Source organism: Spirosoma montaniterrae, from assembly GCF_001988955.1.
GTDB lineage: Bacteria > Bacteroidota > Bacteroidia > Cytophagales > Spirosomataceae > Spirosoma > Spirosoma montaniterrae.
Window position 1 is genome coordinate 2517037 of sequence record NZ_CP014263.1, and the last position, 12770, is coordinate 2529806.

General features: G+C 53.8%; 12 protein-coding genes. All 12 read left to right on the plus strand.

What is annotated here, in order from left to right; all coding sequences use genetic code 11:
* Positions 1-57: 57 nt before the first annotated feature.
* The 12 genes from AWR27_RS11000 (at position 58) to AWR27_RS11055 (ending at position 12768) form a co-directional block, all read left to right on the plus strand.
* Positions 58-1413 (plus strand): TldD/PmbA family protein, encoded by a 1356-nt coding sequence (locus AWR27_RS11000; RefSeq protein ID WP_077131220.1) that lies wholly within the window; start codon positions 58-60, stop codon positions 1411-1413.
* A gap of 15 nt (positions 1414-1428) precedes the next feature.
* The gene (locus AWR27_RS11005; protein WP_077131221.1) at positions 1429-1842 is read left to right on the plus strand and encodes a GxxExxY protein; all 414 of its coding nucleotides are present in this window, start codon (positions 1429-1431) and stop codon (positions 1840-1842) included.
* Between the two features lie 35 nt (positions 1843-1877).
* Positions 1878-3518: a TldD/PmbA family protein gene (locus AWR27_RS11010; protein ID WP_077131222.1), complete on the plus strand. Its 1641-nt coding sequence runs from the start codon at positions 1878-1880 to the stop codon at positions 3516-3518.
* 111 nt (positions 3519-3629) lie between these two features.
* Complete coding sequence (locus AWR27_RS11015; protein WP_077131223.1) at positions 3630-4967, plus strand: TldD/PmbA family protein; 1338 nt, start codon at positions 3630-3632, stop codon at positions 4965-4967.
* Positions 4968-5196: 229 nt separating this feature from the next.
* Positions 5197-5424, plus strand: a complete 228-nt coding sequence (locus AWR27_RS11020) for a hypothetical protein (protein WP_077131224.1) — start codon at positions 5197-5199, stop codon at positions 5422-5424.
* Positions 5421-6098, plus strand: coding sequence for a Uma2 family endonuclease (locus tag AWR27_RS11025; protein WP_232326038.1), 678 nt, complete (start codon positions 5421-5423; stop codon positions 6096-6098). The genes AWR27_RS11020 and AWR27_RS11025 overlap by 4 nt, the downstream gene beginning before the upstream one ends.
* Positions 6099-6113: 15 nt before the next feature.
* On the plus strand, positions 6114-6617 hold the full coding sequence (locus AWR27_RS11030; RefSeq protein ID WP_077131226.1) for a GNAT family N-acetyltransferase: 504 nt from the start codon (positions 6114-6116) through the stop codon (positions 6615-6617).
* Entirely contained in the window at positions 6614-7231 is a 618-nt protein-coding gene (locus AWR27_RS11035) for a DUF4159 domain-containing protein (protein WP_077131227.1), read from the plus strand. The genes AWR27_RS11030 and AWR27_RS11035 overlap by 4 nt, the downstream gene beginning before the upstream one ends.
* Before the next feature lie 97 nt (positions 7232-7328).
* Positions 7329-8303: an AAA family ATPase gene (locus AWR27_RS11040; RefSeq protein WP_157579196.1), complete on the plus strand. Its 975-nt coding sequence runs from the start codon at positions 7329-7331 to the stop codon at positions 8301-8303.
* 133 nt (positions 8304-8436) lie between these two features.
* Positions 8437-9279 (plus strand): DUF58 domain-containing protein, encoded by an 843-nt coding sequence (locus AWR27_RS11045; RefSeq protein ID WP_077131228.1) that lies wholly within the window; start codon positions 8437-8439, stop codon positions 9277-9279.
* Positions 9280-9388: 109 nt separating this feature from the next.
* Positions 9389-10531, plus strand: a complete 1143-nt coding sequence (locus tag AWR27_RS11050) for a BatA domain-containing protein (protein ID WP_077131229.1) — start codon at positions 9389-9391, stop codon at positions 10529-10531.
* Positions 10528-12768, plus strand: a complete 2241-nt coding sequence (locus tag AWR27_RS11055; RefSeq protein WP_077131230.1) for a hypothetical protein — start codon at positions 10528-10530, stop codon at positions 12766-12768. The genes AWR27_RS11050 and AWR27_RS11055 overlap by 4 nt, the downstream gene beginning before the upstream one ends.
* Positions 12769-12770: the final 2 nt, after the last annotated feature.

A 12770-nucleotide genomic window follows, 5' to 3' on the forward strand; every position in this document is an offset into this window, starting at 1 on the left:
ATCTCTCTGTGAATCTCCCTTCCCTCTGTGAATCTCTGTGTTACAACAAAAAAAATCATGCTAACCAAAGAAGAAGCCAAACGCATTATTGATAAAGTGCTGGCCTACGCCAAAGCCGACGAAACGGCGGTGTCGCTGACGGGCGGGCGCACGGGCAACATCCGCTACGCCCGCAACGCCGTATCGACCTCCGGCGAATCAGAAAACATGAGTCTGGCCGTAACATCGGTGTTCGGCAAACGGTCGGGGTCGGCCACCATCAACGAGTTCGATGATGCGTCGCTCGAAAAGACCGTGCGTCGGGCCGAGGAAATTGCCCGGCTGGCCCCCGAAAATTCTGAATACATGCCGATGCTGGGGCCACAGACGTACTTAGACACCAAAACGTATGCCGAAAGTACGGCCAAAATCGCCCCTGAATACCGCGCCAAAGCCGCTTTCGACAGCATTATGCCGTGCCGTGAGAAAAACCTGACCGCAGCGGGCTACATGGAAGATACCGCCGGTTTCACGGCCATCGGCAATAGTAAAGGGCTGTTTGGCTATAACCGGGAAACGAGCGTCGAATTCTCCGTGACGGTTCGCACCGACGACGGTTTAGGCTCCGGCTATGCCACCCGCGACGTGACCGACGTTAGCCTGCTCAACACCAAAAGCGCGACCGAAGTAGCCATGCAGAAAGCACGGGCGTCATCGGCTGCGCGGGCACTGGAGCCGGGCAAATACACCGTCATTCTCGAACCGGCGGCTTTGGTCTCGAACACCGATGCGTCGCTGCTGGCGGCTATGATGGGGTCGATGGACGCCCGCAACGCCGACGAAGGTCGCTCGTTTCTGAGCAAGAAGGGCGGTGGCACCCGGCTCGGCGAGAAGCTGTTCGATGAGCGCGTAACTATCTATTCTGACCCAACCAACGCGCTGATTCCGAGTGCGCCGTTTGGGGGCGGAGGTGGTCGTTTTGGCGGGGGCGGTTCTGACGGTCGCCCGCAGGAAAAGATTACGTGGATTGAGAAAGGCGTGGTCAAAAACCTGTACTATTCGCGCTATTGGGCCGATAAGAAAGGCGTTCGGGCGGTTCCGGCTCCGGCGAGTTTTATCATGGAGGGCGGTACGCAGTCGTTGGCTGAGTTGATTAAAAGCACCGACAAGGGTATTTTAGTAACGCGGTTCTGGTACATCCGCCCCGTTGACCCGCAAACGCTGCTCTATACCGGTCTCACCCGCGACGGCACGTTTTACATTGAAAACGGGCAGATCAAATTTCCGGTCAAGAACTTCCGGTTTAACGAAAGCCCGGTTATTATGCTGAATAATCTGGAGGCTATGGGTCGCCCTGAGCGCATCGGGGGTAATTTGGTGCCGCCATTGAAAATTCGTGACTTTACGTTTACGTCGCTGTCTGATGCTGTGTAAACTTATTACACAGAGATGCACAAAGAAAAGGAGAGATACGCAGAGAGTAATTTGACAGCTATTATCATTGGCAGAGCCATTGAGGTTCACAGGGCATTAGGGCCGGGACTGCTGGAATCAGCTTATCGTGACTGTTTAGCGTATGAACTCCAACTGGCAGGATTATATGTAGAACGCGAGAAAGCCCTGCCAATCGTTTACAAAGAAGTTCGGCTGGAACACGGCTACCGGCTTGATCTGCTCGTTGAAGGTGAGTTGGTAGTCGAGTTAAAGACAGTAGAAACGCTGACAGATGTTCATGCGGCCCAACTATTGACCTACCTGCGACTGGGACAGTTTCCGCTTGGTTTGCTCATCAACTTCCAGGTAAAAATGCTCCGCGATGGCATCAAACGCTTTTCTAATTTTTCTCTCCGAGAACCTCAATAAACCTCTGTGAATCTCTGTGTAACAACTTTAACTCTATGAACCGCCGAGACTTTAATCAACTCCTTAGCATGGGCACCGCCGGGCTGCTGCTCCCATCGCTGCCTGCCTTTTCCAGACCCGTTGCGCCCGAAGCACTGCTCGAAACGGGCGTCGATATAGCCATCAAAAAACGCCTTGCCGATGCGGGCCTGAATGCAGCCAAAAGCCGGGGGGCAACCTATACCGACGTCCGTATTGGCCGCTACCTCAACCAGTTTGTTGTTACCCGCGAAGACAAGGTGCAGAACATTGTCAACACCGAATCGTATGGTGTGGGCGTTCGGGTAATTGCCGATGGCTGCTGGGGCTTTGCCGCCGTAGTCGATGCCAAAAACGAAGCCGACGTAGCTAAAGCCGCCGATAAGGCCGTAGCCATTGCCAAAGCCAACGCCAAACTTATGAAAGAGCCGGTACAACTGGCTCCGCAAAAAGGCTTTGGCGACGTGTCGTGGAAGGCCCCTATTCAGAAAAACGCATTTGAGGTGCCCATCAAAGAAAAGGTCGATTTGTTGATGAGCGTCAACAGCGCGGCCTTGAAAAACGGTGCCAACTACATCAACTCGATTCTGTTCATGGTCAACGAGCAGAAATACATCGCCACCAGCGATGGCACGTATGCCGACCAGGACATTCACCGGATGTGGCCCCTCTTCAATGTTACGGCCATCGACCCAAAAACGGGCAAATTTGAAACGCGACAGGCTCTGAGCGCACCAATGGGCATGGGCTACGAATACCTGCAAGCCAACCCCACCGACAAAGTTACGGGCGTTACAACCCGCTACAACCGGGGCTACGACATGCTCGAAGACGCCATTGCAGCCGCCAAACAGGCCCGCACCAAACATTCGGCCAAGTCGGTCGAAGCGGGTAAGTATGATTTGGTACTCGACCCCAGTCACCTCTGGCTCACCATTCACGAATCGGTCGGCCACCCGCTCGAACTCGACCGGGTGCTGGGCTACGAAGCCAACTTTGCCGGCACCAGTTTCGCTACGCTCGACAAGTGGCAAACCAAAAATTTCAACTACGGCAGTAAGCTCGTAAATCTCTTCGCCGACAAAACGCAGGTTGGTTCGCTGGGGGCCGTGGGCTACGACGACGAGGGCGTGAAATGCAAGCAATGGGATCTGGTGAAAGACGGAACGCTGGTGAACTACCAGGCCATCCGCGATCAGGTACACATCATTGGCGAGAACGAATCGCAGGGCTGCTGCTACGCCGATAACTGGAGTTCGGTCCAGTTCCAGCGCATGGCAAACGTGTCGCTGGCGGCTGGCAAAACGCCCCTCAGCGTACAGCAGATGATTAAAGACGTGCAAAAAGGCATCTACATCATCGGCGACGGTTCGTTCAGCATCGATCAGCAGCGGTACAATTTCCAGTTTGGCGGACAGTTGTTTTACGAAATCAAAAACGGCGAAATCGTCGGGATGCTCAAAGACGTAGCCTACCAGTCGAACACGCAGGAATTCTGGAACTCGTGCGTTGCCATCTGCGACGAAAAAGACTACCGGCTCGGCGGCAGTTTCTTCGATGGAAAGGGCCAGCCCGCCCAATCGAGCGCGGTCTCGCACGGCTCCAGTACGACCCGGTTCAATGGGGTAAATGTGATCAATACAGCGAGAAAGATTTGATTTTAAGAGCGTTGTTACACAGAGATACACGGAGAAGAAAGAGATTCACAGAGGTCTCTACGCATCTCTTCTTAGCTCTGTGAATCTCTGCGTAACAACTCCTGACTATCTATGGCAACTATATTCACTGAAGCAGAAGCCAAAGCCCTGCTTACCAAAGTGCTCAGCTACTCGAAAGCCGACGAGTGCGAAGCCAACCTATTGGGCGAGGAGCGCGGCAACATCCGCTACGCCCGCAACGACGTGAGCACGAGCGGAGAAATCGTTAACAAAAACCTCGTGGTGCAGTCGGCATTTGGCAAAAAAGTTGGTACGGCTACGATTGACGAGTTTGACGATGCCTCGCTTGAGAAGGTAGTGCGTCGGTCGGAAGAGCTGGCCCGGCTGGCTCCCGAAAACCCCGAACACGTGGGCGTTCTGGGGCCGCAGACGTACCTGAAAAGTGTAGGCTTTTTCGACAGCACGGCCAACCTTTCGCCCGACGCCCGCGCCGAAGCGGTTCAAAAAAGCCTGCAACTAACCCGCGACGCCAAATTAGTTGCTGCCGGGTTTATGGAAGACCGGCGCGGCTATTCGGCCATGATGAACTCGAAAGGGTTGTTTGCCTATTATCCCAGCACGAACGTCAATTTCTCGCTGACCGTCCGCACCGACGACGGCAAGGGGTCGGGCTACGTGGCGCGGGGCTACAGCGACGTTTCTAAACTCGACACCGCAGCCGCTACGAACATCGCCATTCAGAAAGCACGCGGCTCAGCCGATGCGCGGGCGTTGGAACCGGGCAAATACACCGTCATTCTGGAACCGACCGCAGCCGCCGTTCTGCTCGAAAACATTTTCTTCAACATGGACGCCCGCTCTGCCGACGAGGGCCGGTCGTATTTCAGCAAGAAAGGTGGATTAAGCCGGATGGGCGATAAGATTGTGGACGAGCGCGTAACCATTTATTCCGACCCCACCAACATCGACCTGCCCGCGTCGCCGTGGTCGGGCGATGGCCGGGCGCAGGAGAAAACGATGTGGATTGAAAAGGGCGTGGTAAAAAACCTGTCGTACTCGCGGTTCTGGGCGCAGAAAAAGGGCAAAAAAGCCCTCCCCAGCCCCAATAACGTGATTATGGCCGGTGGTACAGCTTCGCTCGATGAGATGATTCGAAGTACGCAACGCGGTATTTTGGTCACGAAACTCTGGTACATACGCGAGGTTGATCCGCAGACGATTCTGCTCACGGGCCTCACCCGCGACGGTACGTTTTACATCGAAAACGGAAAAATCAAACATCCGGTCAAGAATTTCCGGTTCAACGAAAGCCCGATTATCATGCTCAACAACCTCGAAGCGTTGGGCAAGCCGGAGCGCGTAGTCAGCACCGAATCGGACCAGAACTATTTGATTCCGCCGATGAAAATCCGGGAGTTTACGTTCACGAGCTTGTCGGATGCGGTGTGAGGTTTTGGGGATACAGAGATGTTTTTGGGACACAGAGATGCACCAAGAAGCACGGAGATACACGGAGGGTTTTGTGTATCTCCGTGTTACGTCGAGTTAGTTCCCCGTGCTCTCGACTCGCGTTAACGAACTGCTCGAAGCCCCACGACGCTAAACTCGTCATCGAGCGGGCGCAGGCAAACGCAAACCAGTCCAGTTCCGTTATTGAGTTGAGTCAATCAATCACATTATGAACACATTAACCATCGACCAGATAAAAGCACAATACCCGGATGAATGGGTACTGGTGGGCAATCCGAGTTTGTCGGGGGCTACGGTTTTGGGCGGCATTGTCATCGACCACAGCAAAGACAAACGGGAGATTGCATACCGCCAGCCTAACTGGCGGGCGCAGTTTCAGTCTGCCATCACCGTATTCACGGGCGATAAACCCAAAAACCGTAAGTTCTGGCTTTGACAAATCCAATGCTCTCGACCCGCGTACATGACCTGCTCGAAGCCCCCGACGCCAAACTCGTCATCGAGCGGGCACAGGCTATTTTGGCCGATGAAGCCAACCGTCGCCGAGCATTCCGTGAATGGCTACGCGACGATGTAAAAGCCGAATTCATCAACGGCGAAATCATTATGCACTCGCCCGTCAAACGGCGGCATTTAGACGCTACTCAAAATTTATTGATACTCCTTCGGGTTTATGTTCACAAACATGACCTGGGAGCGGTCGATTCCGAGAAAGCTCTTGTGGGGCTAACCCGCAACGATTACGAACCGGACATCTGCTTCTGGAACGCCGAAACAGCCGCTTCGTTTCAGGACGACCAAATGGAACACCCCGCCCCCGATTTGATTGTTGAAGTACTATCGAAAAGTACCACGGGCCGCGACCGAGGAATAAAGTTTGAAGATTATGCAGCCCACGGCGTGCTGGAATACTGGATTATCGACCCGGTTCGCAAATCAGTAGAGCAATACCAGTTAGACGAACCGACAATGGCGTTTGCATCGGCGGCAGTGCTGTACGATGACGATACGCTATCGGCTCTCACTGTACCCGGCTTTCAGATTCCGGTGCGGGCCATTTTCGAGAAACAAGCCAATATGGATGCGCTACAGGCCATTCTGGCTGCATAGCTACCAACTTCCTCAATGCTCAACATAACCCCCGCAGCCCTCGATCACCTGCCCGTTATCCGCGATATTGCCTACCGTACCTGGCCCGCTACGTTCGGCGAAATTCTGTCGCCCGAACAGATTGCGTATATGCTGGAAATGATGTACAGCCTCGATGCGCTGCGGGAACAGGTAAACGAAAAGCAGCACGTTTTTCTGCTGGCTACCGAACCTGATAGCGATCAGTTTTTGGGCTACGCATCCTACGAACTGAATTATCAAAATCAGCCCATCACGAAGATTCACAAAATCTATATTCTGCCCGAAAGTCAGGGCAAAGGCGTAGGCAACGCGCTGATTAGTGCCGTAACCGACGTGGCCCGGCAGCACGGCAACACGGCTCTGTCGCTGAATGTGAATAAACACAACAAAGCCGTCCGCTTTTACGAACGCATCGGCTTTGCCATCGCCAAAACCGAAACTATCGACATCGGAAACGGCTTTATTATGGATGACCTGGTAATGATAAAACCGCTTTGAAACCGTTCGTATTCACCCGCATCCAATACACCTCCGGCGACTGGGACACCGATCAGCGAATGCCGAGCAATCTGCTGCATTCGCTGGTGGAGTACACAACCCTGCCCGTCGACCAGAAGGAGCGAGTGGTGCGGCTGAACAGCCCTGATTTGTTTAAGAGCCAGTTTTGTTACCTGAGCGGGCACAAATTGGTGGAGTTTTCGCAGCAGGAGCGCGACTATGTCAAACGGTACGTGCAGAATGGCGGGTTCATATTCGCCGACGATTGCAACCACGACGTGGACGGACTATTTGCGAAGTCATTCGAGCAGGAAATGGGGCGCACATTCGGGCCGAAGGCGTTGCAGAAAATCCCGAATACGCACCCGATTTATAGCTGCTTTTTCAAGTTCCCCGACGGCCCGCCAACGACCTCGTTCGAGTTGAACGGCTGGGGCGACGACCTCGTGCATGATTACCTGAAGGCCATCATCGTAAACGGGCGCATCGGTGTGTTGTACAGCAACAAAGACTACGGCTGCGAGTGGGATTATGACTTCCGAAACAAACGCTTCCTGGCCGAAGACAACACGAAATTCGGAGTGAACATTGTCATGTATGCATTAACTGTCTAATGAGTTGTTACACAGAGATTCGCAGAGAAAAAAGAGATGCACAGAGTCTCTGCGAATCTCTTTTTTCTCTGCGAATCTCTGTGTAACAATCTCTAACTTGGAAACACAACACTACAAAACACTCGTCGGCAAGCTGCCGCTCCTGAAACAGGAAATTGGCAAGGTAATTATCGGGCAGGAAGAAGCCGTGAGCGAGGTATTGACGGCTCTGCTGGCAGGTGGGCATTGCCTGCTCGAAGGTGTACCGGGCCTGGCAAAAACGCTGATGGTCAGAACAATGGCCGATGCACTGGCGATGCACTTCAAACGGATTCAGTTTACGCCCGACCTGATGCCGGGCGATATTGTTGGCACCGAAGTACTCGAAGAAGACCATCAGACGGGCAAAAAATTCTTCCAGTTTAACCGGGGGCCGATTTTTGCCAACGTGGTGCTGGCCGACGAAATCAACCGAACCCCGCCCAAAACGCAGGCCGCTCTGCTCGAAGCCATGCAGGAATACAAAGTGACCTACGGCGGTACGGATTATCCGCTGCCTCGTCCGTTTCTGCTGATTGCCACGCAAAATCCTATCGAACAGGCCGGCACCTACCCCCTGCCCGAAGCCCAGCTCGACCGGTTTCTGTTGTACATTAAACTCAGCTACCCCTCTGAGCCAGAAGAACTCGACGTACTGCGTAGCACTACCGGCACTGCCCGCCCCGACCTGCAAACCATCCTGACCGATCAGGACGTACTCGACCTACAGCACCTGACCCGGCAAGTCCACATCAGCGACGACCTGCTGGCATATATTAATCGACTTGTTCGGGCCAGCCGCCCGCAGGAGTCGCCGGTGCCGTTTGTAAAACAGTGGGTTGAGTGGGGAGCCGGGCCACGCGCCGGGCAGGCGTTGGTGCTGTGTGCCAAAGCCCGCGCCGTGTTGCACGAACGCTTCTCGGTTATTCCCGACGATATTCAGACACTGGCCTACCCAGTACTGCGCCACCGTATTGCCTTGAACTTCAGAGCCGAAGGCGAGGGTATAACAACGGATAAAGTGATTGATGAATTAGTGTCTAAAAAGTTTTGACTCAGAGATGTTCTGTAACACAGAGATGCACCGAGAAAAAGAAGATACGTAGAGACATTGTCAATAATCTCTGTGAAACTCTTTATTGTCTCTGTGTATCTCTGTGTCACAAAATGTATCAGTACCCCAAAAAATGCTCAACTTAATCAAACTCAACAACCTTCACCTCGCTGGCAAACTCGTCAGCGATGAACTGCTGCTGGGTATTCAGCATAGCCGCCGGTCGGGTGTAGGGACCGAGTTCGAGCAGTTTCGGCATTACGTGGTGGGCGACGACCCGAAGCGCATCGACTACAAACGGCTGGCGCAAACGGGGCAGTACTACGTCCGCGAATCGGCTACGGAAAGTAATCAGCACATTCGGCTGCTGCTCGATTTGTCGGGGTCCATGAACTACGCCGAAGCGGGTATTGCGCGACTTGATTACGCCAAAATTCTGCTGGCGTCGCTGGCCTACCTTGCCAACCGGCAGGGCGACCAATTGAGCTTGTACGGCCTGCAACACGGAGTTGTTCAGCCGTTGGTGCCAGCAGGAAAACAGTCCTTTCAGCGGATTGTGGCAACGCTCGAAACAGCGCAGGCATCGGGCGAATGGCAAAATAAAGAAACAAAATTCCCGGAGTTCAGCCGTAAACAAAGCGAGATGCTTATACTGGCCTCCGATTTTTTGCAGGCTGACGACGAATGGCTTAACCTGATACGAAGCCTGGCCGGGCCACGTCGGGAGATTGTGATTTTCCAACTGCTGGGCAATCAGGAACTGGATTTTAACTTAACGGGCTTTTACCGGTTCCAGGACCTGGAAACGGGCCGCGAAGTTGAGTTGCAGGCCGAGTCGGTGCGGTCTGAGGTGCAGATGCGGGCGTCGGCATATCTGGCGATGCTCGATGAAGCGTTGCGACTGCCGCACGTTCGGCTCATCCGGGCACGGCTGAGCGAGCCAATAGCATTAGTACTACGGAAGTTTTTGAATTGATTTTTTGTTACACAGAGATACACCAAGAAGCACGGAGATACACAGAGAAATTTTAAACAAAACTCCGTGTATCTCTGTGTCTCCTCTGTGCATCTCTGTGTCATAATTTATGTTTATTGAACCAGCTTTTTTGTGGGCCAGTCTTGCCGTTGTGATTCCGATTGCGATTCACTTCTGGCACCAGAAGCGGGGCAAGCCCCTGCCCTGGGCGGCTATGCGCTGGCTCGCCGAACGCGAACAGCAACAAAGCCGGGGACTTCGGCTCGATAACCTATGGCTGTTGCTCCTGCGCTGTCTGCTGCTGATTGTGCTGGCGATTATGCTGGCACAACCACTACTGAACTGGCTGAACCAGCGCAAAACTGTTGAGCAAATTCATTTAGTTCAGCCAAACGCTGCCGTACTGAATGCGTTTCGGTTTGAGTTGGAACAGGCCCGCCAACAAAACGAGCGCGTCGTTGACACCGAATCGTTTACGAACCCGCTGGCTCTGCAAACGGCCATCAACGCACTGCCCACCACCGACGCCCAACTGCATCTGTACCTCGTTAATGACCCAATCTGGGCCGACGCACCAGCCATTACTGTGCCGAAACGGTTTCAGTTGCACACCGTTGTTGATTCAGCCCCGCAGCCGAAAGCCTACCTGATTGGTCAGGCATCTAAACGCCTGTTTGTAGCCCATAACGGGCAACTCATGAGCCAAACCGGACCTAATCAGGGTATTCGTTTTCAGACACAACCGGCGCACACAGGTCCAATTCGTGTGTTGCTCAACTATATTAAAGCTGCTGAACATCAGAGCGTTCGGGCTGCGTTGCAAGCCTTAACCGATGTGTATGGATTCGATTTTGCTACAGATGACAAACCCCAGCCTAACGTGTCTTACGACCTGATGCTGACCGACCACCTTCCCGTGTCTGCGAACCCGCAAACGCTTTACATCGTTTCGGACATAGTGGCATCGCCGACCACAGATAACGTGATTGTTACGAACGAAACGCTAATACCTCAAACATCGGAGCGAGTGGCTGCCGGGCAACTACCCGAATGGCTGGGCGAACAGATTTTACGACATTACGGTGTGTGGCAAAACCGGCAACCGCTCAGCCAACGCGCCCTGAAGACGCTGTTTGTACCGACAACTAAACCCGAACCGGCCCGGCAGGCGGGGCTGCAACACGCGCTAACCCTCTTTTTTATCGTTGTACTGATACTTGAACGCTGGCTGGCCCTCACTAAAAACGCATGAATGAACTCCAACGCGCCCTTTCGTCGGTTACGTATCGGCTCCATGCCAACGCCCTGCTACGCAGTCTGCTGCTCGGCGGAGCGGCTTATCTGCTGGTAGCTGCGTTTGGGGGGCCGTGGGGCTGGCCCGTGGGCGCGGGCGTGGCAGGACTGGCGGTTGGCGCATGGGTGACGAAGTTGTTTGAATCAAAAAAACCACTGGCTGTTCAATACATTCACCAAACCGTAGGCGACGCCGAATACAGCCTGCCACTGCTCGACAAAAGTGATCTAAACATCGCCGAACAACTACAACTCGAACGGCTGGCCGGGCGAATCCACGCCGGGCAAATTCGCGATAGTCGGGTGCCGGGCGTGTTGTGGCAACAAATCGGGCCGTATGCGCTGGCGTTGGGAATCGGGTTGCTGGCTTTTCTGGGACTTCCGTACCTGAAAACCACCCCCACCAACAACCCGATGAAACAGATGCTTTTCGTTGAGAAACAACTCCCCGAAAAGCCCGATGAGCCACCAGCCTTTCGGTCGGCTACGTTACAGATTCAGCCGCCTGCTTACACCCGCCTGCCGCAGCGCAACACCCGCGACCTCAACGCTACTGCCCTCGTCGGCTCGGTGCTAACGTGGCAGGTTCGGTTTAGCCGTGTTGAAAACCTGTCGGTAAAATTGGTGAATAGCCGGGGTCAGGAAATACCATTTCGGAAAACGGGCGATGGCTTCTCGTATAAAGACCAACTCCTGAACTCCGGCCTGTATGCCATAAAAGCGTATTGGCAAATGTCATCTAAACGAGATTCGCTTGTTTATCAGTCAGACTTTTACCGACTCGAAGCCACGCCCGATCTGGCTCCTAAAATTGAACCCGGCTCCAAAGAACTGTACACGTTTCATTATCTGCGTGACCCGAAAACGCTGACTATTGCAGCCAAAATCTCCGACGATTTCAGCGTATCACAGGCGTTTATTGTGGCAACGGTGGCGCGGGGTTCGGGCGAGAATGTGAAATTTCGCGAGGTCAGGATGCCGGTTGGCCGGGCTAACTTCCGGGAAGCGCGGCTGTCGAAAACTATTGACCTGAACGCACTCAATTTCGCTCCGGGCGATGAGTTGTATTATTACTGGGCCGCGTTCGATAATCGACAGCCGGAGCCGAATTTTACCAAGTCAGACACGTATTTTGTGGTCTATAAAGACACAACGATATTGGACGAAACCGAGCTGGCAACGATGGCCGTGAACATTATGCCAGAGTATTTTCGGAGTCAGCGACAGATTATCATCGACACCGAAAAGCTGATTGCGGGTCGTAAACGCATTCCAGAAAAAGCGTTCAAGAGTTCGTCCAATGAAATTGGCTTCGACCAGAAAGCCCTGCGGCTGCGCTACGGACAGTTTCTGGGCGAAGAATTTGAAAAATCCATCGGCGGGGGCGATGCCCTGCCCACCGACCGCGACGGCGACGTGGTGGTTGGCTTCGCGGCTATGCAGCAGTACATGCACAAGCACGACGAGGGCGAAGGCGATCATAGCACACCGACAGGTAGCCACGCCGGACACGACCACGGGCATAGCCACGGCGGTGGGCCATCGGCAGACGACAAAGACCCTGTAGCTGCCCTGATGGAGCAATATGTACACAGCCACGACGATGCCGAAACGAATACGTTTCATGAGCAATCGACGCGGTCTCTGCTGAAAATGGCCCTCGAAAACATGTGGCAATCAGAGTTGCATCTGCGGCTTTACGAACCCGAAAAAGCCCTGCCCTTTGAGCGTAAAGCTCTGGAATATCTGAAATTGTCGCAGCAAAAAGCCCGGTCGTATGTTCGCAAAACTGGCTTCGACCCGCCCCCTATCAAAGAAAAAGAAATCCGGCTGACGGGCGAACTCATCAACGTTGACCCGACTACCAAACAAACCCGCTCGTTCACGCAGCAACGCATCGAATCAATGGCGTCGGCAGTGCTGGGTTTCGTTGACCTACCCCAACTGACTGCCGGGCAGCGGCAAACGGTTCAGCAACTCGGCAATGCGCTCGCAAATCCGGTGCTCAACAGCGGGTTGCCGAACTGGTCGGTGCTGGCGTCGCTGCAAAAATTAGTCGGCGGCAAAGCGTTGTCAGTTCCCGAAAAAACGAGCTTGAAAACCAAACTCTACACGCTGGCGGGTTCGTCGGAACGCAGCCGGTCGGGCTACGACAGCAACCGAAAACTGGAGCAGGCATTTTGGCGTAACTTGTAAAC

What these genes read in the sequence shown, in the direction of transcription:
- AWR27_RS11045 (WP_077131228.1), top strand. Translation starts at nt 8,437, where the DNA reads ATGCTCAACTTAATCAAACTCAACAACCTTCACCTCGCTGGCAAACTC.
- AWR27_RS11030 (WP_077131226.1), top strand. Translation starts at nt 6,114, where the DNA reads ATGCTCAACATAACCCCCGCAGCCCTCGATCACCTGCCCGTTATCCGC.
- AWR27_RS11050 (WP_077131229.1), top strand. Translation starts at nt 9,389, where the DNA reads ATGTTTATTGAACCAGCTTTTTTGTGGGCCAGTCTTGCCGTTGTGATT.
- AWR27_RS11005 (WP_077131221.1), top strand. Translation starts at nt 1,429, where the DNA reads ATGCACAAAGAAAAGGAGAGATACGCAGAGAGTAATTTGACAGCTATT.
- AWR27_RS11055 (WP_077131230.1), top strand. Translation starts at nt 10,528, where the DNA reads ATGAATGAACTCCAACGCGCCCTTTCGTCGGTTACGTATCGGCTCCAT.
- AWR27_RS11010 (WP_077131222.1), top strand. Translation starts at nt 1,878, where the DNA reads ATGAACCGCCGAGACTTTAATCAACTCCTTAGCATGGGCACCGCCGGG.
- AWR27_RS11020 (WP_077131224.1), top strand. Translation starts at nt 5,197, where the DNA reads ATGAACACATTAACCATCGACCAGATAAAAGCACAATACCCGGATGAA.
- AWR27_RS11000 (WP_077131220.1), top strand. Translation starts at nt 58, where the DNA reads ATGCTAACCAAAGAAGAAGCCAAACGCATTATTGATAAAGTGCTGGCC.
- AWR27_RS11015 (WP_077131223.1), top strand. Translation starts at nt 3,630, where the DNA reads ATGGCAACTATATTCACTGAAGCAGAAGCCAAAGCCCTGCTTACCAAA.